Annotated in this window: 19 protein-coding genes; 8 read left to right on the top strand and 11 right to left on the bottom strand. The window is 68.5% G+C overall.

What is annotated here, in order from left to right; all coding sequences use genetic code 11:
* The first annotated feature begins 114 nt into the window (after positions 1 to 114).
* Positions 115 to 1,164 carry a hypothetical protein gene (locus HG543_RS12440; protein WP_169344947.1) on the top strand — a complete coding sequence of 350 codons (1,050 nt, stop codon included), beginning with the start codon at positions 115 to 117 and terminating at the stop codon, positions 1,162 to 1,164.
* Between the two features lie 22 nt (positions 1,165 to 1,186).
* Here HG543_RS12440 and HG543_RS12435 read toward each other — a convergent pair whose 3' ends face one another.
* Both HG543_RS12435 and HG543_RS12430 read right to left on the bottom strand, forming a co-directional pair.
* Entirely contained in the window at positions 1,187 to 4,669 is a 3,483-nt protein-coding gene (locus HG543_RS12435; RefSeq protein WP_169344946.1) for a DUF924 family protein, read from the bottom strand.
* A 159-nt stretch (positions 4,670 to 4,828) separates the two neighbouring features.
* Positions 4,829 to 6,067: a hypothetical protein gene (locus HG543_RS12430; protein ID WP_246356965.1), complete on the bottom strand. Its 1,239-nt coding sequence runs from the start codon at positions 6,065 to 6,067 to the stop codon at positions 4,829 to 4,831.
* A 687-nt stretch (positions 6,068 to 6,754) separates the two neighbouring features.
* Here HG543_RS12430 and HG543_RS12425 point away from each other — a divergent pair.
* Both HG543_RS12425 and HG543_RS12420 read left to right on the top strand, forming a co-directional pair.
* Positions 6,755 to 7,495 carry a dienelactone hydrolase family protein gene (locus tag HG543_RS12425; RefSeq protein WP_169344944.1) on the top strand — a complete coding sequence of 247 codons (741 nt, stop codon included), beginning with the start codon at positions 6,755 to 6,757 and terminating at the stop codon, positions 7,493 to 7,495.
* A 97-nt stretch (positions 7,496 to 7,592) separates the two neighbouring features.
* Positions 7,593 to 9,308, top strand: a complete 1,716-nt coding sequence (locus tag HG543_RS12420; RefSeq protein WP_169344943.1) for an SEL1-like repeat protein — start codon at positions 7,593 to 7,595, stop codon at positions 9,306 to 9,308.
* A gap of 31 nt (positions 9,309 to 9,339) precedes the next feature.
* Here the strand turns inward: HG543_RS12420 and HG543_RS12415 are convergent, their stop codons facing one another.
* Complete coding sequence (locus HG543_RS12415; RefSeq protein ID WP_169344942.1) at positions 9,340 to 10,032, bottom strand: TetR/AcrR family transcriptional regulator; 693 nt, start codon at positions 10,030 to 10,032, stop codon at positions 9,340 to 9,342.
* Between the two features lie 146 nt (positions 10,033 to 10,178).
* Here HG543_RS12415 and HG543_RS12410 point away from each other — a divergent pair, with 146 nt between their 5' ends.
* Positions 10,179 to 11,387, top strand: coding sequence for a hypothetical protein (locus tag HG543_RS12410; RefSeq protein WP_169344941.1), 1,209 nt, complete (start codon positions 10,179 to 10,181; stop codon positions 11,385 to 11,387).
* Positions 11,388 to 11,549: 162 nt separating this feature from the next.
* Here HG543_RS12410 and HG543_RS12405 read toward each other — a convergent pair whose 3' ends face one another.
* Together HG543_RS12405 and HG543_RS12400 are read right to left on the bottom strand one after the other, a co-directional pair.
* Positions 11,550 to 12,116: a hypothetical protein gene (locus HG543_RS12405; protein WP_169344940.1), complete on the bottom strand. Its 567-nt coding sequence runs from the start codon at positions 12,114 to 12,116 to the stop codon at positions 11,550 to 11,552.
* Between the two features lie 43 nt (positions 12,117 to 12,159).
* On the bottom strand, positions 12,160 to 12,738 hold the full coding sequence (locus tag HG543_RS12400) for a hypothetical protein (RefSeq protein ID WP_169344939.1): 579 nt from the start codon (positions 12,736 to 12,738) through the stop codon (positions 12,160 to 12,162).
* A gap of 264 nt (positions 12,739 to 13,002) precedes the next feature.
* On the opposite strand from HG543_RS12400, the gene HG543_RS12395 reads away from it, so the two are divergent.
* The 4 genes from HG543_RS12395 to HG543_RS12380 are packed head-to-tail and all read left to right on the top strand — an operon-like array spanning position 13,003 to position 14,826.
* Positions 13,003 to 13,341, top strand: coding sequence for a metalloregulator ArsR/SmtB family transcription factor (locus HG543_RS12395; protein ID WP_169344938.1), 339 nt, complete (start codon positions 13,003 to 13,005; stop codon positions 13,339 to 13,341).
* Positions 13,328 to 13,894 (top strand): SRPBCC family protein, encoded by a 567-nt coding sequence (locus HG543_RS12390; protein WP_169344937.1) that lies wholly within the window; start codon positions 13,328 to 13,330, stop codon positions 13,892 to 13,894. Before HG543_RS12395 ends, HG543_RS12390 begins: the two co-directional genes overlap by 14 nt.
* Before the next feature lie 20 nt (positions 13,895 to 13,914).
* Positions 13,915 to 14,328: a DoxX family protein gene (locus tag HG543_RS12385; RefSeq protein WP_169344936.1), complete on the top strand. Its 414-nt coding sequence runs from the start codon at positions 13,915 to 13,917 to the stop codon at positions 14,326 to 14,328.
* 36 nt (positions 14,329 to 14,364) lie between these two features.
* Positions 14,365 to 14,826: a DUF1801 domain-containing protein gene (locus HG543_RS12380; RefSeq protein WP_169344935.1), complete on the top strand. Its 462-nt coding sequence runs from the start codon at positions 14,365 to 14,367 to the stop codon at positions 14,824 to 14,826.
* Between the two features lie 193 nt (positions 14,827 to 15,019).
* Here the strand turns inward: HG543_RS12380 and rnk are convergent, their stop codons facing one another.
* The 6 genes from rnk to HG543_RS12355 form a co-directional block, all read right to left on the bottom strand.
* Positions 15,020 to 15,430: a nucleoside diphosphate kinase regulator gene (gene rnk, locus HG543_RS12375; protein WP_169344934.1), complete on the bottom strand. Its 411-nt coding sequence runs from the start codon at positions 15,428 to 15,430 to the stop codon at positions 15,020 to 15,022.
* Between the two features lie 60 nt (positions 15,431 to 15,490).
* Positions 15,491 to 15,961, bottom strand: a complete 471-nt coding sequence (locus HG543_RS12370) for a CBS domain-containing protein (RefSeq protein ID WP_169344933.1) — start codon at positions 15,959 to 15,961, stop codon at positions 15,491 to 15,493.
* Positions 15,962 to 16,363: 402 nt separating this feature from the next.
* On the bottom strand, positions 16,364 to 16,489 hold the full coding sequence (locus HG543_RS55215; RefSeq protein ID WP_216673641.1) for a DUF421 domain-containing protein: 126 nt from the start codon (positions 16,487 to 16,489) through the stop codon (positions 16,364 to 16,366).
* On the bottom strand, positions 16,468 to 16,662 hold the full coding sequence (locus HG543_RS12365) for a hypothetical protein (protein ID WP_169344932.1): 195 nt from the start codon (positions 16,660 to 16,662) through the stop codon (positions 16,468 to 16,470). The genes HG543_RS55215 and HG543_RS12365 overlap by 22 nt, the downstream gene beginning before the upstream one ends.
* 191 nt (positions 16,663 to 16,853) lie before the next feature.
* Positions 16,854 to 18,365: a DUF8189 domain-containing protein gene (locus HG543_RS12360; protein WP_169344931.1), complete on the bottom strand. Its 1,512-nt coding sequence runs from the start codon at positions 18,363 to 18,365 to the stop codon at positions 16,854 to 16,856.
* Between the two features lie 249 nt (positions 18,366 to 18,614).
* On the bottom strand, positions 18,615 to 19,898 hold the full coding sequence (locus HG543_RS12355) for a LamG domain-containing protein (protein ID WP_169344930.1): 1,284 nt from the start codon (positions 19,896 to 19,898) through the stop codon (positions 18,615 to 18,617).
* Positions 19,899 to 20,379: the final 481 nt, after the last annotated feature.

Genomic DNA, 20,379 nt, shown 5'->3' with positions numbered 1-20,379 from the left:
TGGAATGGCTTCGCCGGTCAGCTCGACGACGAATTTTCAAGACGGCCGCCCTGCCGGGACCCTCTTGCAGGGTGGAGCCTGGATTCCTCAACCCCTCGCCCCCCCAAGGTCCTCATGAATCCCAGAGTCGCGGTGCCGGTGCTGGCCTCCGTCTTTCTGTTCGGCTGCGGAGAGACGGCGTTGCAGGACCCGCCGGAGCCCGGCGCGCTGGACACGCTTTCCCAGGGCGTCTCGGTGAACACCAACCCGGGCTTCCTCGTGGTCTACAACGTGAACTACGAGAACCTGCCCACCGCCGAGGAGGCGCCGTGCGCGGGGGACTGGAAGGACCTCATCTATTACATGAAGGACCAGACGTACTCGCCGGACGTCCTCATCGTCCACCAGATGAGCGGCGCCGGGCAGGCCGCCAACCTCGCGCAGTTCATGCAGGAGAACCTGCCCGGGCTGTATGACTTCGTCATCGCCGAGGCGAACCCGGAGCCTCAGGCCAGCCCCTGCGGTCCGCCGAAGTTCTACCAGACCAACGCCATCATCTACCGTACGGGCCGCCTGCAGCCCATCACCGGGACGAGAGACACCTGGCAGGTCTTCAAGGGCGCCAATGGCTCGTGCGTGATGAACAACCAGTCGCGCTCCATCGGCGTGCGGATGGCCTTCACGGACCTCATCACCCACAAGAAGGTCATCCTCGGCTCGTCGCACTGGCCCACCAATCAGGAAGGTCCGAGCTCGGACCCCGGGTGCGCGGAGGCGAACATCGCACGCACGGACGCGAAGGTGCGGGGCACCGGCACCGCCGACCTCATCATCTGGGGCGTGGACTCCAACGAGTCGGACCGCGCCGCCAGTGGCGACTTCAAGCAGTGGTACAGACAGGCCAACAGCCGGATTTCGGGCGCCACGACCTACCGCTGGAACGACCCCATCTACGAGGCCTGCGGGGGGGGCCGCGCCTGCCTGGACAACAACGGCACGGTCGGCCCCGCGGACGGAGCCCGCATCGACTTCCTCTTCTTCAACGCGGCGGCCAGCTCATCCACGGGCCACACCGTCTCCTATGACGAGGGGGACGCCGCCGCCCGCCAGTTCACCGGCGAGGACAACGGGGCGCTCCACTACTCCGGCCACCGCGCCATCCGCGCCCGCATCCACTATCCCTGACGCCTGGTGCCCACGCCCATGCTCACGAGTGCGTGCGGTAGACGCTGTAGATTTCCTTGATGTGGTCGGGCAGGTCGAGCTTCGCGACGTGCTCCCGCTGGTCGAGCGGGATGCGCTGACGGTTGCGCTCCAGCGCGGCGCGAATCTCCTCCTTGCCCGGCTCGTTGTGCACGCGGCCGAACTGCGTCAATTGCAGCGTGACGAGCGTGCTGTTGACGGTGAGCGCGTCACGCAGGTGATTGACGCCAAGCTGCGAGATGAAGTTGTGCAGCAGGTCGAGTGAGCGAAGCGTCGTATTGCCCTTGAGCATCCGCGCGAGCGCCCGCGCCCCTTCATCACCGATGAAGTTGCCCAGCTCCCCCACGGCCGCCGTCGCCTTGGTGAAGCCGAGGTCGAGCAGGGCAATCGACGGATGCCCGGCCAGCGCCTCCGCCAGCGCCGTGGCCCCCTGCGGGCCCACGCGATTGGACGCCAGCGACACGCGGGTGATGGAGCGGTTGGCCGCGAGGCCCTCGGCAATCAGCGCGACGCCCTCGTCGCCGAGGCGGTTGCACGAGAGATAGAACGACTCGAGCGCGCAGTCCTCTCGCAGGAACCGGGCAATCAGGGGCGCGGAGGCCGCCGTGATTCCGTTGGTGCCGAGGTACAGGTGCTTGAGCGTCTTGTTCGCCCCCGGCCCCATCAACGCGCCGAGCAGGACCTCGAGCCCCTCGTCGAGCAGGCCGCAGTTGACCAGGTCGAGCACGGCGAGGGTGCGGTTGCGGCGCAGCAGCTCGGCCAGCGGCCGCATGCCGGCGGCCTTGAGCGGGTTGCGCTTGAGCCACAGCGACGTGACCTTGGTGTCCTCCATGAGGGCGTCGCACACGTGCGAAATCCCCTCGGGCCCGATGTGGTTTCCGGCGATGTACCAGCAGTCCAGCGGCGAGTCCTCGCGCTCGCGCAGGAACTCGGCGATGGCCGCCGCGCCTCCGTCACCGACGATGTTGTTGCCGAGCAGCAGGCGCTTGACGTGCCGCGTGGAGCGCATCGCCTCCAGCAGGGGACGGATGCCGCCAGGACCGACGACCTGTTTGCACAGGTCGAGTCGCCCGTCGGTCGTCAGGGTGCCCTTGCTGAACGCGGTCTGCTGATGGACGCCGAGGTTCTCCCGCAGGTGGGTGAGCAGCGGGCCGAGCTCCACGAGAGAGCAGGGGACGACGGGCTCGGGCTCGGGCTCGATGACCGCCTGGGAGAGGGGCAGGGTGCGCCCGGCGATGATGTGCTGGGGCGAGTACTCGCGGCTCGACCGCAGCTCGTGCAGCTGCTCCCGGGTGCGGCCCGGGTCCATGGTGGCGAGGACCTCCGCAATCAACGACAGCACCTGCCGGTAGCGCTGATACGACAGGCGCCGGGCGAACGTCTCCTGGTCATACGGCTGCAGCCGGCGCCGACGCGCGGGATTGTCCTCCACTCGCGACGGAGGGACGCTGGCATCGCCGCGGGCGAGGCGCTCACGCTCGACCTGGTCGATGAAGGCCAGCATGGCCTCCTGGCGGAACATCTCCGCGGCGATGTCCTTGGCCAGCCGGCAGCGTTTGTCGGCGTGGTTGTTCACGCGGGGTGCCTCGCGGGCGCACAGCGACGGCCAGTGCCCGGAGCCCGTGGCGCCATTCGCCTGGAGCACGCCATGGGACTCGAACAACCGCAGCCACTGCGCTTCGCGCTCCGACGGACCCGCGCCCGGCCGCGTGCGGAGGATGTTCGCGGCCACCGCGAGGTCCGCGGTCAGCTGCCGCGCGAACAGCTCGACGATCTCCTCGTGGACGACGACGAGGTCGGATGTCTCTGGATGGGCCTCATCCTCTTCGCGCCGCAGCTCATGCGCGTGCACCGCCAGTTGCCGCAGCTCGCGCCAGCGGCCCTGGGTGGCCATCTCGTGCAGGAGGTTCTGCACGAGCGGCACGTCGATGGGCGAGCGCGGCGACCGTGACGCGGCGGCCAGGGCCTCGCGCGCGTGGCCGAGCAGCGGGCCACCGTCGTCCGGCTCCGGCTCCGGCTCGGAGACGGACGGCGATGCGGCCACGGATGGCGTCTCGACGGGGACGGTGTCGTGGCGGACGAACCGCTCCACGAAGGCATGGATGTCCGGATAGGGCCACGCGCTGGGAACGAAGTGGCCTCCGGGGTGCTTCAACAGCGTCGCCGCCGATGGGTCGAAGGTCTCGAACAGCTGGAGCGAGCGGTCCGGGGTGACGAGGATGTCCCGGGTGCCGACCACGTGGAGCGCGGGCACCTGGATGCTCCGCGGCTGCACGTACTTCGCGTGCGCCCGGGCCCGCGAGGGGAACGCCGAGATGCAGATGGCGAAGCGGATGGAGAGGGTCGGATGCGGCTGCATGGCCGCGAGCACGGCCGCGAGCGTGCCGCCCTGGGCAAACCCCACGACACCGTCGAAGGGCCCCTGCTCGCGGAAGACAGTCTCCAGATAGGCCACCGAGGCGTCGAACCCCTCGTACACGCTGTTGTCCTCGGAGGACATCCACCACACCCGCTGCGTGGGGTACTCGGGAATCGTTCCGAAGGCGGCGAGCGTGGCGGCGCGCGTCTCTCCTTGAGGCGAATAGACGTGCGGCGAGGTGACGAAGGTGAACTCGGCGATGTCCTCCAGCGCGTGCCGCAGCTTCCGCGTGCGGGCCCGGAAGACCTCGCCGTTCTGCCGGAACCCGTGGAGCGCGAGGATCTTCAGCTTCGGCCGACGAGGGCCGGGCGCGGCGCGCGCCTGCTCGGCGCAAGGCTGTGCAGAGGCCGCCTCGGGCTGGGTCCGCGGCTGCTGGGAGCGCATGAAGAGCGCGGTGAACTCGGGCCGGGCGAGGAAGGCTTCCTCCTCCGGCGTGCTGGTGCGTCCCAGCGCCTGGTTGCGGTGGGGATAGCGGCCGAAGCGCTCCAGCACGTCGATGTGCTTCTGCGTCCCGACGCACCAGCCCCGAGCGGTCCGCTGCTGGGAGCGCGAGCAGCGGGTGCCGAGCTCGGTGATGCCCTCGAGCGCCCGGCGGACGTCCGGGAGGTGCTCGGAGTGCGTCAGCGCGAGGAAGAAGAAGAGGGACTCCGCGGGCGAGAGGTGGCGATGGAACCCGCGCTCCAGCGCCTCGTGCGCCAGCGCGAGCGCGCGCGCGTCGTGCGCGAAGGCCGCGGCCGTGCCCCGGTACATGTTGCGCGGGAGCTGGTCGAGGAGCAGCACCAGCGCCAGGCACTCCCGGGGCGTGTCACGCCAGCCATCGAGCTCGCCCCGGGCGGCCTGCTGGACGAGCGGCTCGAACAGGGTCCGGAGTTCAGCGTCCAGCTCCGGTCCCGCATGGAACCAGAGCCGCTGGTTCAGCTTGTAGTCGTCGGCGAAGGGGTTGTGGACCGCGTGGGCGGAACGCGAGAGGTCGCGGTGGGAGAACCAGTAGTTCCACACACGCGCTGCATCACCGCTGCGGAAAGGAAGCGACAAATCAGGGATATCGGTGATTGTTGATGCAGTCATGCGCCTCGCCACTCCAGAGCCAACGATGGAGGACGTCGCCCGTCCTGTAAACCTGACGGGGCGCCGCATGACCTCGCACTCTCCGAGTACCTCGTTCACCTCCTTGCTCGCCCTCCTTCCGCGCCCCCGAATGCTGGCATTGGCGAACGCGGTGCTGGCTCAGGGGAGCCGGAAGACGCGCAGGTTCTCCTCGCCCTTGCGCACGTAGACGAGGGCGTCGTGCGTCGCGAGGTAGAAGAAGCGGTTCTTGACGAGCTCGTGCCACCCGCCGAAGGCGCCAGCCTCCCATTGCGGCGCCTCGCGGAGTTCGAGCTTCACCGGGTCCACTTCGAAGGTCCGGTACTCGCGCCGCCCGTCCCCGTCGCGGTCATACGGAAACGCGGCGATGTAGCGGTTGAGCGGTGGCACATACGTGAAGATCATTCCCTCGAAGTAATCGGTGTAGATGCGAGAGACCTCGAGGTCGTGCTTCAGCTTCAGGTCCCCCCACTTCGCCGTGTCCATGTCGTACGTGATGAGCCTCGGAGGGAAGGTTGGGAAGGATCCGTGCTCGGCCTCCGGGTAGGGGAAGCTCACCAGCGTCCGACCGACCCTGACCATCTGGGCGAAATGCCAGGCGGGGGGAGTGATGGTCTCCCAGTTCCAGGACTGGTCGTCGGTGTCGAAGGACCACCAGCGCGAATAGTTGTAGTTCTCCGTGGGGCCGAAGAGGTAGCGGTGCTTCACCTCGTCCCAGAACGTCCAGCCCTGCGAGCCACCGTATCCGGTGGCTCCGTTGTAGGAGGCTCCCGGAGTGTTGAAGGGATTGTGGCGCTTCCAGGTGCGCGTGGTCAGGCTGTAGCGCCACATGCGCCGGACACCAAAGGCCACCTCCTGGAGGTCCGGGTTGTAGACGAGCCCGTTGTACGTGTGGCGGGCCACCGGGTTTCCGGTCGACGCGGCGGGCCGGTCCGGGTCGAAGAACTCGTCATTGAAGACGTCGCTGTCCGGGTGGGCCTTCGCGTACGCATCGGCGGGTGGGTAGAAGCTGTACGTGATTCCATAGGTGACGCCCGTCCAGTTCGCCGAGTTGTCGGGGAGCTGCTCGATGCTCCAGCGCATCTTCGCCATGTCGAAGCGGTAGAGGCCGTTGTTGGAGCTGTCGGCATGCCCGCCACCGAAGGCCCACCAACGCGCACGAGGCGCGTCGACCGCCACGCCGGAGTAGGCGTTGATGACCGCGGCAATCCCACCGGAGCCGAGGTCCCGGAAGCCAGGCAGCGCCGCCTTGACCGCCGCGTCGAGCGACGTGAGCGGCGTGCCCGCGACTTCGATCCACCGCCCCTTGGGGACGAGCTCCCACGACGCCGCGTTCACCAGCCCCTCCGCGTCACGCCCGGGAGTCCACACGTTGCCCACGAGCGTGCCGGTCTCCGTGCCGTTGCCCCAGGTGAATGCAGGGGGCGGTGGTGGAGGAATTCCACCGTCGGTTGGCGGAGTCCCCCCGTCAGGCAGCGGATTCCCGCCGTCGGTTGGCGGAGTTCCTCCGTCAAGAGGAGGGTGCCCTCCGTCGGGAGGAGGACTTCCCGCGTCGGGCGAAGGACTTCCCGCGTCGGGCGAAGGAGTCTCTTCGGGCGGGTCCTTCTCCGACGAGCCGCAGCCAGGGAGCACTCCCGAGATGGAGAGTGCCAGGATGAGAACCCAAGATGATGAACGTCGGCCAAGACTGACTGCGGTCATGCGCCACTCCTCGCGAGAACTGCTGCGAATCGCTGCCCGCGTCGTGCGGCCCGAGGGCATCCACGGTCGCCTCGCAAGCCATGTGCCATGGGAGTGCTTGGGCGAACCCACCTGGAAGCGTGGCGCATGGGCGCGCCATGCGCCCCGGATATACGAGGAGCCAACCCCACATCGTGTGGCCCACGTGCCCCACAGGCGTCTGCCGTGACAACACGGAGGGGCTGTTTCCGCTTCAGGAGCCGGCCACATTCGCAACTGCATTGCCCAAGCCACACCAGTGCGATGATGGGGTGTTCGTGCTCCACCGGAGACATCTGGCGAGCGCGGGGCTCCCCAGACCGCACCGGAGAAGGGCAGACTCGTCCCATGCCCGACGCACACCGCTTCCGCGTGGATGGTCACATCCCCGTCCTCAAGGTGCACTACGAGCCCCGGCCCGGCCCCGCCGTCATCGTGCTGCATGGGCTGTTCTCGAATGCCGACGCGCAGCGCTTCGAGCTGGATGCGCTCGCGACGTGGGGCATGGCCGCCGTCGGCATGGACGCCCCGCACCATGGCGCCCGGCGCGACGGCTGGCTCGACGGGATGCCCTCGCTCGGCCCGACCGACTACCACGCACGCCTGCTCTACTTCATCCGCGAGGCCGTCCCCGAGGTCTCACGCGTCATCGACCATGTGGTGGGGGAGGGACACTGGCCCATTGGCCTCGCGGGCGTGTCGTTCGGCGCGTACACGGCGCTGGCCGTCGCGGCCCATGACTCCCGCGTCCAGGCGACGGTGTCCATCCTCGGCTCGCCGGATTGGACACCCCGGGATGGCCATGTCACCGACGAACTGCGCTGGCTGATGCAGGACGCGCCCGTCCACCGTCCCCGGGACTGCGCGCGCCACCCGCTGCTCCTGCTGAACGCGGGGAAGGACCCGCTCGTCCCCGCGCATCAGGCCCGGGACTTCGCGCAGCGGCTCTGGAGGGAGTTCCCCCGGCTGGGCTCGCACGTGGGACACTACGAGTACCCGGAGTCGGACCACTACATGCGGGCAGAGGACTGGAACGACGCCTGGGGGCGGGCGCTCGGCTTCCTGCGGCGCACCCTGTATCGGGAATGACCCCCTCCTTGTGCGCCCCCGGAGCACGCCGTTAGATGGCCTGATGGGTGCCCGGTTCGGAGTCCGTGGGGGTTGGGGAGCATGGCTTCTCTCGCTGGTGGTTCTCTTCGTCCTGTCGGGCTGCGAGGCCTTCGACAGCGGCCCCACGCTGGATACGAAGGCGCAACGGGCCGAGGCCGAGAAGCAGCCCGCGGAGGCGTTGCGGCTCTACACGCGCGCCTGTGACAAGGGCGTCCTCACGAGCTGCCTGCGCCAGGGACGGCTTCTCGCCGAGGGAGTCGGGACGGAGAAGAACGAGGCCGAGGCGATGAAGCCGTGGCTGCGCGCGTGCGATGGCCAGGTGGCGGACGCGTGCGCGGCGGCGGCCTCCGTCCTCGCGCGGACACCCGCGGAGGTGAAGCGCGCACAGGAACTCGACAAGAAGGCATGCGAGCTCGGCCGGCAGGCCTCGTGTGTGGAGCAGGCCTTGCGAGTCATCGATGGGCTCCAGGGGAAGCTCGACGACGCCCCCATGGCGGACAAAGAGGAGTACGGCCGCGCGTTCGATGCGCTTCGGAGCGCGTGCGGCGCCGGGGACTCCCGTGGGTGCGAGCTCGTGTGCTCGAAGACGAAGGGCCTCGATACGGACAGCTGCCGCTCGGCCTGCGACAAGGGCGCGACGCGGACGTGCCACTTCGTCGCGCAGTCCTACCTGGCGCAGGAGAAACGCGACTTCAAGCAGGCCCAGTCGCTCGAGGAGAAAGCCTGCGAGGGCGACGAACCCGTGGCCTGTCTGACGCTCATACGTCTGGGGCGACGGGGCTGGTTCAAGGGCGTGAAGCAGGCGGCGCTCGCGAAGCGTGCCTGTGAGCTGGGGGACTGCTCCGCCGCGTGCGAGCTGGGGGATGCGCAAGCGTGCGACACCGAGGCACGGCGGCTCGCCGCGCAGGGAGACGCGGAGGTCGCGAAGGCGTACGCGGTGACGGCATGCCGCCGGGGCCTCGCGTCCTCATGTTCCGAGCTGGACGCGGGCAGCTCGGGCACCGCCGCTTCGGAGGAGGACGCAGGCACGGATGTCCCCGAGGAGGACGTGGGCACCGGCTTCCCCGCCCGGGTCACGGAGGATGACACGCGCTGGGAGTGGATGCGCCTCGTGTGCGGCGTGGAGCCCGTCTTCAACCGCTCCGAGGTGTCGGGGCATGAGTGGCTGTCCTGTCCGCGCTGTCCGCTCGGTTTCATCGGAAACGATGCACGCGCGCCGTCCCTGGGGGAAGTGGCCGAGGGCTCCTTCGTCGAACCCGGCAGGCAGGAAGCCTTCATCGCGCTCGACGGGTGCGAGGGGTACGAGTTCAGCGGCATCTCGCGCGGTACGTTCGGCCGGCGGGTGCTCCTGGCCGAGGTGGACGGCCAGTGGAAGCTCGTCCGCTACTACCCGACGAACGCGCCCAGCTTCATGGAGGGCGCCGTGCGCCTGCGCGCGAGTGACGGCACCGACGTCTTCTTCAGCAACGAGGGCTCCGGCTGTCGCATGGGCGGGTGCTCGACGGCCCTGACGCTGACGCGCGTGACGGAAAAGCGCATCGAACAGCGGGGGGTCCTCACCTCCGACATCGACGAGGAGCGGTGGTCCTGGAGCAACCCCACGGTGAGCGACGACGGCACGGTTCGCGTCATGCTCCTCCCGCAGCAAGAGGATGGCGAGTACATCGTCGAGTGGAAGTGGGACGGCGACACGCTGTCGGTCCAGCGGGACGATGTCACCACGCTGAAGAAGCGCGGCGTGAGCGCGAAGCGGGTGGACCGCGACTGGCGCCCGGCACGCTCCTTCGACTGAGCAGCCTTCTTCCCGCGCCATGCCCGAAAGGTCAGGGCAGCTTGTCCTTGGCGGAGCGCCGAGAGGTTCCAGGCGGGCGGGAAGGCTCGGAGCGCAGGAGCCCCCGCTCGAAGACAGCCAGCGCCTGCTCGGCCACCGCGAGCGGAGATTCCCCGCCGAGCCCCAGCCGCGCGAAGTGGCCCTCCACGTACATGCGCCCCAGGCCGTAGACGAAGGCCCGCGCCGCCAGGTGCACGACTCGGGGATCGCCGGGCGCGACCTCGCCCCTTTGCTGTCCCTCGACAATCAAGCCATCGAGCGCGTCCAGGGTCTCCTGGTTCTCCTTCTTGAAGAAATCGCTGTCGAAGAACCCGAGCTCACCTGCCTGCGCGAACGCCCGGAAGTAGGCAGGCTCTCCGAGCGCGAACCGCAGATACGCCACGGCCATCGCGTGAATCTGCGAGGAAGGCGCGGAGGGCGCCGCGCCGAGCGCGGTGACGACCTCGTGACGGAAGCGCCGCATCGTCTCCTCGGCCACGGCCGCGAGCAACGCGGCCTTGTCGCGGAAGTGCCGGAACGGGGCGCCGGGTGACACCCCCACGAGCCGCGCCGCCTCTCGGAGGTTGACGTCCTCACCGCCACCAATGAGCCGGAGCGCGGCGGCAATCAGCGCCTCGCGCAGGCGACCGTGGTGGTACGCGGATGCAGGCTTCTTGGCGATGGGCCGTCGGCGCTCGGCGGACATGGTGCGGCGAGCATAGGTCTCCCCGCCGGGCCTCGCAACGCGAGGCCGGATGTAAGCGACGCTTATTTTGTTGCGCGAGGCCCGGGCCCGCGTCTATCCATGCCAATGTAATCACCGCTTACTTTCCACGCAAACGCGGAGGTCGCATGTCGGCATCACGAATCCCGGGGCTCGTCGTCCTGCTGGCGCTGTTCGGTTGTCCCAAGGACGTCCCCGACGAAGGGCCCGGAGGGTCCCCCGACTCGGGCACGCCTGCTTCCACCCACGCCGGCACCATCTCCATCCAGGACCGCAAGCTCCTCGGCGCCCCGCAGCTCGGACACGGGTTGTCGGTGCTCGTCGACCTGAGCACCGCGACGCGGGCGCCCGACTACGACGAGGAGCCCGGACAGCTCACGGGCTGCAAGGTCTGGGTGTATGACGTCGAGTCCGACCCGCCGCCACGCGCCGCCGGTGACGTGGGCACGCTGTCCATCGAGGGGCCGAGCGCGAGCCTGGGTCCGGGCTGCGTCTTCCAGGACGGAGCGGGGTACGTCTGTCCGACGGCGGCGGGGCAGGGCGAGGTCGTGCTGGAGCACGCCGCGGGGACGGGAGCCCCCCCCAACACCGCGCGGGTCTCCATCAGCGGCGCGGCGTTCGGGCCGGATGATTCGGGCCGCTATCTGCAACTGCGAGGCGTGCCGGGGGCGAGCGGCAGCTTTCCCATCGTCGCCGTGACGAGCCCTACCGAGGTACGCATCGCCAAGGCGCCGGGCACCGACCCGGCCCCTGCTGCTGGCACCTACCAGGTGCTCGCTGGCGCCGGGCCCGTGCCAGGGACTCCCGAGGACGAGGCCCCTGGAGATCCGCTCCGCGACTCCGACCACGTCCGTGTGCGCATCACCCCCGGTAGCGACACCCCCTTCCACTTCCCGGAGACGACGGTGGAAGACATTGGCAGGGCCTTCACGCCCGACCTGGCCACCGCGGCACAGCTCGACCATGTTCCCCTCGACGGCCGCACCTTCCGCCTCGGGTGCGCTGGTGAGGGAGGAGTTTGCGGGGCCGCGGAGTTCACCATCATCCAGCTCCAGACGACGGATGGACCGACGGCGGGCCTCTCGCCCTATGCGCTTCCACCGGCGAAGAAGAAGCAGGTCGTCCTCACGTGCGTCGAGCCGGGTGAGAGCGGCTTCGTGGACATCCCCGCTGAAGCCTCCGCCCTGCTTGCCCAGGCCCACGGCGCGAGTCCCATCACCCGCGTCCGCACCGCGTTGATGCGCAATCGTGCCGTGATCACGAAGAACCCGACGCCGCCGGACAACACCGTCCGGGTCGTCGCGGGTCACCAGATCATCGGGTTCACGAACCCCTGAGCACCGCGGCCACACCGGAGCGCCATCAGCGCTCCGGGTCCGGATTCCGCCGCCCCATCCCTGGAGAGCCGGGACGCTGCGTCAGACGATTGATTCCTGGGCCTGGGAGTTCTTCTCGGGCCTTCGGGGAGAGCCGATGCAGCGTGCGCGCAGCACCCAGGCTCACACCTCGTCGGGAGAACAGAGCGTCCGCACCAACTGCTCCGCGGACATGTACTCGCGGCCGTCCTGTTCCGTGGCGGCGGCCGTGACTTCACGGACCGCCTGCATCACGAATGCCTCACCGAGCAGGTGATGGAGCGTCAGCATGGCCACGGCTCTTGCACCCTCTGGCTCGAAGTCGCCGAGTGCCGCCGCGACCATCGCGAGATGGATGCCGCCGCCGGACGAAGGCGGGGACATCCAGAACCTGGCGTCCCCGAGGTCCACCTCGGCGATGGTGCCGACGAGGGTCAGCGCATCGCTCCAGGAGCGTGCGCGCGGCCTGCGCCCCAACACCCGCCACCCGGGAAGAGCCGGCGCCCGCGCGACGAGTGCGTCAACGACACGCGCCGCCTCTGCATCTCCTTCTGGAGTGAAGATGAGCAGGACGGTCGAATCCGTGTCCGCGGTGAGGTCGAAGGCGAGGTCGAAGCCCGCCCCTTGGAGTGCCTGCTCCACGGCGTCGAAGATGCTCCTGGGAGACGCTTCGAAGCCGGGCCGCAGCGGCGCCACGCGAGCGACGAACACACTCCAGAACTGCTCTGCCGCGGCTTGAACGGCCCAGGGAGCATCACGCATGGAGGTCGCAGGCTATCGCGCCGGGGCCTGGAGAACAGCACGACCCCATCAGCGGGCCCGTCTTGGTGCCCCGCACCGTCACCGTGGTGCCGTCGCTGTTGATGGACACCTGACAGTCGGTCACGTTGCCCGCGCCGTACATCACCACGATGCTGTGCTCGCGCACGAGCGCCATCGTGGCCGGGTCATACTGGCGCACCATGCACTGGATGTTGGCCGAGCCGCTCGGCGAGTACTTGTACGAGTAGCTCGTGACCACGCCCAGGTCGTTCGCCGCGAGAGAGATGGGCGGGTTGGTGTACGACACGCCAATCACCTGCTGGGCCGCGGCATACGCACACGTCGCGGAGGCGGAGCGGCGCAGGTAGATGTTGTAGTACGGCGGCGAGAGCGGAACGTTGAACTTGTCGATGGCGAACCCGCAGCCATTCGACGTGCCGTTGAGGAGCGCGCTGGCCTGCTCGTCCACGGCGCCAGCCTCGGGCGAGGGCTGCTGGGATTCCTCCAGCCCGCCACAGGCGGACAGGGACACGGCGGCACGAAGCCAGACAGCACGCGGGGAGAGAGACATGGATGGAACTCCTGAGACGGGGAGTCCCAGACCTTGGTTCAAGCTCTATCCCATACGAACCAGAGCCCTGCTTGGAACAACAACCACAGGAATTGACCCGGGTCCGCGCTACTCCTTGGGCGGTGCGTCAATCCAGCGGCAATTGCCACCGAGCGGTGTTTGCCGCCGATGCACCCGGCCGCCCACGGTGAGGGCAGGGGGGCCCTCCCATGGACCCCGTTATATGACTTGACGGGCATATGACCAATGGGTCATATACGGGGCGTGGAATCATCGTTCGCAATCATCGCGGAGCCGAACCGGCGGGCCATCCTCAGCCTGCTGGCGTCGTCGGAACAATCCGTCGGCGAGATCGAGCGCCAGCTGCGGATGCCTCAAACCTCGGTGTCCAAGCACCTGCGCGTGCTGCGCGAGGCAGGCTTCGTGGAGTCGCGCGTCGAAGCCCAGCGCCGCGTCTATCGGATTCGGCCCGAGCCGCTCATGGAGATCGACGCCTGGCTCGCGCCCTTCCGGCGCTTCTGGGAGGCCCACGTGGATGCGCTCGAACGCCATCTCGACCGCATGGAGCAGGCAGCAGGGAAGGGAACCGATGAGAAACCGTGAGCAGTATGTGCCCGGCCCCGCGGCCGGAGCCGAGGTCCAGAAGGACGGCGAGAGGTGGACGCTCGTCCTCGTCCGGGACCTCCGTCATCCGCCGGCGAGGGTGTGGCAGGCGCTGACCGAGCCCGCGCACCTGTCCGAATGGGCGCCGTTCGACGCCAACCGGAGTCTGGCCAGCGCGGGGCCGGTGCGGCTCTCGACGGTCGGGACACCGACACCGCAGGTCTCCGAGTCCACCGTGAGGCGGGCCGAGGAGCCGAAGCTGCTCGAGTACACCTGGGGGGGCAACGACCTCCGGTGGGAACTCGAGCCGCGCGGAACCGGCACGCGCCTCACGCTCTGGCACAACATCCACCGCGGCTTCATCTCGTGGGGCGCCGCGGGCTGGCACATCTGCTTCGACGTCCTGGAGCGGTTCCTCGCGGGCGAGTCGATTGGACGCATCGTCGGCGGCGAAGCGATGAAGTCCGAAGGCTGGCAGCGATTGACCGCCGAGTACGCGAGGCAGTTCGGCGTCGAGTCCCCCGGTAGGCCGTCCAACACCCCGAACCGTTGAAGCGTGGGAGAAAGAACCTCATGGAATCGACCCTGCGGAAGCCGGACCTCGTCGCCGCCCAGGCCACCCCCAAGGCCAAGACCCTCGTCTATTGGAGCGTCACCGCGCTCTTCTGTCTGCAGATGAGCTTCACCGCCTACGCGCAGCTGAGCCTGCCGCAGGTGGCGGCGGCGTTCACCCACCTCGGCTTCCCCGATTACTTCCGGGTGGGGCTCTCGTGGGCCAAGTTCCTCGGCGTGTTGTTGCTGCTCGCGCCGGTGCCCGCGCGGCTCAAGGAGTGGGCCTACGCCGGCTTCGCCATCAACCTCGTCTCGGCGTTCATCGCCCACCTCTCGGTGGGGGATGGCCCGGAGGCGTGGGGCTGGGTGGCGGCCACCGGAGTGCTCTGGGGGCTCTCGTACTTCTTCTGGCGCCGCCGGTTGCTGGGGCGTTGAGCGTAGCGAAACAGGTGCAAGCGTTTGGGAATGTCTATGAAAAAGCCCGTTCCGGTGGAATCCGCGTCTGCATTGATTGACGAGAAGATCATGGAACTTGGCGACTGGCGCGGGAAGACGCTCGCGAAAGTCCGCCAGCTCATCCACGCGGCAGACCCTGAAATCGTCGAAGAGTGGAAGTGGGGGACTCCCGTCTGGTCCCACGGCGGCATCGTCTGCACGGGCGAGACGTACAAGGCCGCCGTCAAGATGACGTTCCTCAAGGGAGCGGCGTTGGAGGACCCTTCAGGTCTCTTCAACTCCAGTCTCGACGGGAATGTCAGGCGCGCCATCGACATCCACGAAGGGGACAAGATCGATGAGGCGGCCTTGAAGGCGCTCATCCGCGCCGCGGTCGCGCTCAACCTTGAGAGCAAGAGCAAGAGCAAGAGCAAGCCGAAGCCCCCGCGAGCGAGCAGCAAGCGGGCCGGCTCGCCTCAGCGCAAGTCCCGGACATAGCTCCTCTCCCGGGGAGGAGCTTCGGGGCATGCGCCGGACAATTTGCGTTTTGATGGCACATGCATCTGCCGCGAGGAGCTCCGGAACGGGTGAGCGGCTTGGGCGGAATACGCACGGTTGGAGAGGGGCGAGCCGCTTCCGGTGCCTCCGGCGGGGGCGGGGCTGCCCGCGCCGCCGCACCATGCCCCGGACATCAGGCCGCCGGCCGCTCGGAGGGGAGGGGCTGCTCGGGAACCGCGAGGATGCGCAGCCGGCGGCGGCCCCCCGGGACCTCCCAATCGATGCTCTGCCCCACGGACAGCCCGAGCAACGCGCTGCCAATGGGCGCGAGGACGGAGATGCAGCCCTCGTCGGTGCGCGCCTCCCGCGGGTAGCAGAGCTTGACCTGACGGCGCGTACCCGGCGCTCCCTCCTCCTCGAAAATCACGGTGCTGTTCATCGCCACGACGCCGGGTGGCACCAGCTCCACCACCTCTGCTCGGGCGAGTTCCTGGTCGAGACGCTCGACGAGGGGCGCGTCACGCCCATCCCCCTGCTGGTCGATGAGTCGCTGAAGGTGGTCGAAGTCCGAACGGCTGACGAGAATTCGTGGGTTGCGGCTCATGATTCGTCCTTTCTTCGTGGGTGCTGATTCCAGGAAACGTCGTTGAAGGGCAGGGCGGGCTCAGCCGGCCAGGGTGCCAGTCCAAGCGGGTGCGTCGCTTGCCGGGAACGAGTCCGCGGACGCGAGGTCCACCGCGCGAAGGCGCTTCTGCCGGCACCGCTCCGCGCGCGCGAGCTCCAGGGTGGTGAGGACGCCGGAAGCCTGCCCGTCCTCGCTGATGACAATGGCGCGACGGACGCCAGCACGCACCATGCGCGGGGCGAGCTGCGTGAGGCGCTCGTCCTCGCGTGCGAGGACGAAACGCTTGCTGACCAGGTCACCGACGCCATGAATGAGGTGCCCCTGGGCAGCGGCCTCGGCGCCCAGGATGAGCCGGCGCATCGTCACCAGCCCGTGGATTCGCTCCGCGTCCGCGATGACGAGGAGCCCCCGGCCCGAGCGCTCCATTCGCGCCGCGGCCTCTCGCAGCGAGGTCCGGGGGACGAGCACGGCAACGTCATCGAGCATGATTTCGCGAACGAACGTAGGCATGGAAACCTCCTGTGGGAAAAAGGGATGGGAGCGTGGCGCGGGCAGACCTCGGCCGGGCGTGGCGGGCCGCGCACGCGAACGTGGGTCATCCAGTGCGGTTCGGCCGTCCGCGGCTCGCGGCTAGCGAGATGCGGCGGCCAGCGTCCCAAGCCAGGCGGCGGCCCTGTGCATCACGGAGCGAGGCGCACCCGGTCCCCGGCCGTCCGAGCGGATGCTGAACGAAGCGAGGGGTGGACACGTGCGCACGTCGAAGCTCCTGTCAGGTCGAAGAGGCCTGTGTTCCGCAGGCAGCGGACCGCCGCGCCGGGCCTCCCCGTACAACACGCGGGGGGGGCGGTCTGTTCCCAGCCTCGGCCGCGAGGCCCGGCCGTTCCTCCCCAGCGGCTCCCGCGCCGTCGAGCGTCAGCCCATGACGGGCGGCTTCGTTGACGCGTCGGGCGCTTTCCGGTCCGCGCGGATGACGCTGATCATCCCGCTCGGCTCGAGGTAGGCGCGGGCGACGTCCTTCACGTCCGTGCCCCCGTGCATCCGCAGCTCCGCCGCGCGCCCAGCGCCACGCTCCAGGCGAAGAGGGTGGCGACCCGCAAGAGGCTGTCGAGCAGCCCCTTTGACTCTCCCGTCAGGCTAGGCGCGGTGGCCTGCGCCACGAGAACGACGACGAGCAGGTCCGTGAGCGAGTGCGCGCCGGACCTGCTCGTCATAGGGAATCGCGCGCCCTGTTGCGGGGAGCAGGCATGGGAGCGGTGTACGGGCGGGATGGGGTCCCTCGTGCGCGCCTCGAGGAGCGCGGCTAGAGCGGAATCGACATCCAGCACGTACGTGATGAACTCGGGCTCCGCGTCGCAAGCTTCCTGGGAGAGGCGCGCGCGCTGTTCAACGTCGGCTCAACCGCTCACCACCCGTTGTTGTACCCGGAGTGCCGCATCGAGCCATCCGGGGCGATGTAGAAGAGATCCACCTGGCCCGCCCCCTTGCTCACGGCATCTGGCGCGGAAGCCAGCTCACCGCCGAGCCACTGCCACCCGCTCCAGCTCGAGCCATTCCAGCTGTTCATCCACAGGCTGTTGTCCGAGCTCCGGGCGAACACGTCCAGCAGGTTCGCGCCCCGCGAAGCCACCGCGGGAGAGGAGGTGAAGTTACCGCCCAGCGACGACCAGCCGCTCCACGCGGTTCCATTCCAGTACTTCTGCACGATGGAGTTGTCCGCGCCCCGCGCGAAAACGTCGATGCGGCCGAGCCCCCAGCTCACCGCCGCCGGGTCCGACGCCAGGTTGCCGCCGAGCGGGAACCACGCGTTCCACGTGGTTCCCGTCCAGTACGCCTGCCACAGCTGGTTGTCCGTGCCCCGGACGAACACGTCCATCCGGCTCGCGCTCCACGAGGCCACCGCGGGTCCCGAGGCGAAATTACCGCCCAGCGATGACCAGCCACTCCACACGAGTCCATTCCAGGTCTTCTGCATGATGGAGTTGTCCGCGCCCCGCGCGAAAACGTCGATGCGGGTGGAGTCCCGGCTCACCGCCGCCGGGTCCGACGTCAGGTTGCCGCCGAGCGGGAACCACAAGTTCCACGTGGTTCCTCCAGTCCAGTACGCCTGCCACAGCTGGTTGTCCGTGCCCCGAGCGAACACGTCCAGCCGGTTCGCGCCTCTCGCGGCCACCGCGGGCCCCGAGGTGTGATTCCCCCCCAGCGAATCCCAGGGAACACCATACGTCTGCTGCGCTCCCTGTTGGTCCGTGACGCTCAGGTTGCCATTTCCGTTCCACTGCGGATTGCAGTAGTTCATCACCGAGCTCAGGTCCCACGGGCCGATGATCAAGTCACCCGAGGAGCCCTGCGGGGGCTCGGTACAGGAGGACGGCGTGTCCGGACGGTTCTGCTCGTGGGCGTAGCCCATGGCGTGGCCGAACTCGTGCACCGCGATGGCTTCGATGCAGTACTGGAGCTGGCTGCGGCACGACGTGCTCCAGTTGTTGAACGTGAAGTTCAGCACCATGCCCTGGGCCATGCCGTTGAGCCCGTTGCCCAGCGCCTTCACATGCGGGCCCGTGTCGCTGATGTTGATGCGGATGCCCGAGGACGCCGCCGCACAGGTGCCCCAACCGGTGAAGCGAACACCCGAGCGGGCTTCCCACGTACGAGCCACCGCGTCGCGCACCCACTGCCGCTGCACGCCATCCAACAGCCCCGGGTTCTCCCAGCACACGGCCACGGTCATCGGCCGCCACAATCGCGCGGAGGCCACATAGAGGTCCGCCTCGCTGCCGCGCAGGGTCTCGGCGGGCGACGCGTCTGGCTCCGCGGACTCGGACAGGTCCGCGTTGACGCCACAGCCGAGCAGCGCCCCCAACTCCAGAACCGCGAGCAACACCGTCCCGCGGCGGAATGCAATTCCAATCGACATGACGTCAATCTCCATCCTTCATCACCGGCCGGGGGCGGAATACCCCCTCCATCCTGGTGAGGAACTGTCTAAAGCCTTGCCAGACACCCAGTCACACCAAGGCAAACAATGAATGTCGGAGGAGCTCTGGCTTGTGTGGATGTTTCCTGCGTTGTCGTGCGCACCGGCCCGACACACAGCTCGGAGGGCCCCCTCGTCAGAGGCCCTCCTCGCCCTCTCTGCTCCAGCCCGTCACCGCGGCCCCGGTGGCTAGGGCGTCGTCATCGCGGCGACGTCGCAGGCGGAGAGCTCGCGGCTGTAGGTCCGGACATCATCGAACGAAGCCGGAATGCTGGAGAAGGTGCTCAGGCAGGTCGGTAGCCTGCGGCCGATGCGGAACGAATTGGCGCCCGTGAGGTTCGTCGGCGCGGCGCTGGTGGCGGAGCCGACCAGTACGCCGTCGATGTACACCTTGAGCGAGGTCCCGCTGCGGGTATAGGCGACGTGGTGCCAGCTGCCGTCGTTGAGCGGCGATGGAGAGACGTTGACGCCTGCACCGTTGGTGCCTGCCGCGTTCTCGTACATCTCGAGCGACGCTACCGAGGTGCCGCCGTTGAGCCTTGCCGAGAGGAAGTTGCCTGCGCTCCCCTCCACCCGGTTCCCGATGAGATCTCCGCTGCCGGGGGCGTTGAAGGTCGTCTTCAGCCAATAGCTCACGGTGAAGGCGTTCGTCCCGAATTGCCCGGGCGCGAGGCCGAAGTCGACGTGGGCGTTGAGATCGCACTGCTGGGTGGGCGTGAGCGTGATGGCGCCGGAGCCGTCGAAGCTGACCGTCCGCGACGTCGAGCTGCCGAGCGTTCCGTTCGACGTGCCCGCCGAGTCCAGGGCCGTGCTGCCGCCGGCCTCGTCGAAGGTCCACCGGTGGGCCATGTTGCTGGTCGTGTCGGCTGCCGGGGTGCCGGTGCAGACCCCGCCCTGGCAGGTGTCCGGCTGGGTGCAGGCGTCGCTGTCGTCGCACGCCGTGCCGTCGGGAGCCACAGGATTGGAGCACAGCCCGGTCGACGGATCACAGGTGCCCGCGGTGTGGCACGCGTCGAGAGGCGCGCAGACCACCCCCGTGCAGAGGTCGACCTGGCAGGTGCCTTCCCTGCAGGTGAGGCCGTCGCAGCAGGGCACCATGGGGCCGCACGGCGCGTTCTTGGGCAGACAGCCCTGACCCTGGCACGTGGGGTCGTAGAGGGGGGAGCTCGGGTCGGTGCTGGTGACGTAGTCGCCGGGGTGGCCATCGTGCCCGTCGATGCACGCCTGTTCGCTGAGCCTGAGGACAGTGTAAGGATGATTGGCGGAACCGGTGGCGTGACAGATCTGCACCTTGCCATTGACCTCGAAGTACTCACATTGCCCTTCCGTCAACGCGGAATCGGTCGAGCCGCGGGGCTCGTCGTGCGAGTCGGTGGGCGCCGCGACGCAGCCCATGGCCACGGCACCCGCCGACAGGGAGACCAGGACAAACATGGAGAAGCGTGTCGATAAAGATGAGCTGATGTGGCGCATGGGTATGGGCATCCTGTTCCCTGTGTGATGAAAGCCCGCGCCGCGCCCGGGAACAGGGGGCCTCGTCTCGTGGATGAACCACGGCGTGCTGCGGGGCATCAATCAATACCGTGCTCAGACCAACAGTGTCAGACGCTGTTTGAAGCGCTCACGGCTTCTGCTGTAAACGTCTCTGGCCAAAGCAAGGACTGCCAACGTCAAGCAGAAGGCCTGACGTAAGAACGGTAGGCTTTCCATGCGAAGTGGCTCTGGGTTCATGCCGGGAAACACCCAGACGGCCAGCAACCCGAGGAGGTACCGGGTCACGTCAGTGCGGCTACTTCTACTCCGAGTGCCGGCGCATGGATATTGGACCTAGTACCTCAGCACAGAGGTTCTGACCGATTGGCTTTGGGCCTGCTCAGCGTAGGACGGGCAGAAGTTCCGGGGCCAGCAGCAGCTCGATGCTGCGGGCCTGTCCGGCGCTGCGCCGGATGAGCCC

Origin of the sequence: Pyxidicoccus fallax, from assembly GCF_012933655.1 — a bacterium.
Lineage (GTDB): Bacteria > Myxococcota > Myxococcia > Myxococcales > Myxococcaceae > Myxococcus > Myxococcus fallax.
The sequence above is the reverse complement of the archived record's forward strand: the minus strand, read 5'-3'. Positions and strand labels throughout refer to the sequence as shown.

Excerpts from the sequence above, each read along its gene's own strand:
- HG543_RS12355 (WP_169344930.1), bottom strand. The coding sequence starts at position 19,898 with ATGCGCCACATCAGCTCATCTTTATCGACACGCTTCTCCATGTTTGTC.
- HG543_RS12365 (WP_169344932.1), bottom strand. The coding sequence starts at position 16,662 with ATGACGAGCAGGTCCGGCGCGCACTCGCTCACGGACCTGCTCGTCGTC.
- HG543_RS12400 (WP_169344939.1), bottom strand. The coding sequence starts at position 12,738 with ATGTCTCTCTCCCCGCGTGCTGTCTGGCTTCGTGCCGCCGTGTCCCTG.
- HG543_RS12440 (WP_169344947.1), top strand. The coding sequence starts at position 115 with ATGAATCCCAGAGTCGCGGTGCCGGTGCTGGCCTCCGTCTTTCTGTTC.
- HG543_RS12415 (WP_169344942.1), bottom strand. The coding sequence starts at position 10,032 with ATGTCCGCCGAGCGCCGACGGCCCATCGCCAAGAAGCCTGCATCCGCG.
- HG543_RS12360 (WP_169344931.1), bottom strand. The coding sequence starts at position 18,365 with ATGTCGATTGGAATTGCATTCCGCCGCGGGACGGTGTTGCTCGCGGTT.
- rnk (WP_169344934.1), bottom strand. The coding sequence starts at position 15,430 with ATGAGCCGCAACCCACGAATTCTCGTCAGCCGTTCGGACTTCGACCAC.
- HG543_RS55215 (WP_216673641.1), bottom strand. The coding sequence starts at position 16,489 with ATGCACGGGGGCACGGACGTGAAGGACGTCGCCCGCGCCTACCTCGAG.
- HG543_RS12410 (WP_169344941.1), top strand. The coding sequence starts at position 10,179 with ATGTCGGCATCACGAATCCCGGGGCTCGTCGTCCTGCTGGCGCTGTTC.
- HG543_RS12370 (WP_169344933.1), bottom strand. The coding sequence starts at position 15,961 with ATGCCTACGTTCGTTCGCGAAATCATGCTCGATGACGTTGCCGTGCTC.
- HG543_RS12425 (WP_169344944.1), top strand. The coding sequence starts at position 6,755 with ATGCCCGACGCACACCGCTTCCGCGTGGATGGTCACATCCCCGTCCTC.
- HG543_RS12435 (WP_169344946.1), bottom strand. The coding sequence starts at position 4,669 with ATGACTGCATCAACAATCACCGATATCCCTGATTTGTCGCTTCCTTTC.
- HG543_RS12385 (WP_169344936.1), top strand. The coding sequence starts at position 13,915 with ATGGAATCGACCCTGCGGAAGCCGGACCTCGTCGCCGCCCAGGCCACC.
- HG543_RS12380 (WP_169344935.1), top strand. The coding sequence starts at position 14,365 with ATGAAAAAGCCCGTTCCGGTGGAATCCGCGTCTGCATTGATTGACGAG.
- HG543_RS12390 (WP_169344937.1), top strand. The coding sequence starts at position 13,328 with ATGAGAAACCGTGAGCAGTATGTGCCCGGCCCCGCGGCCGGAGCCGAG.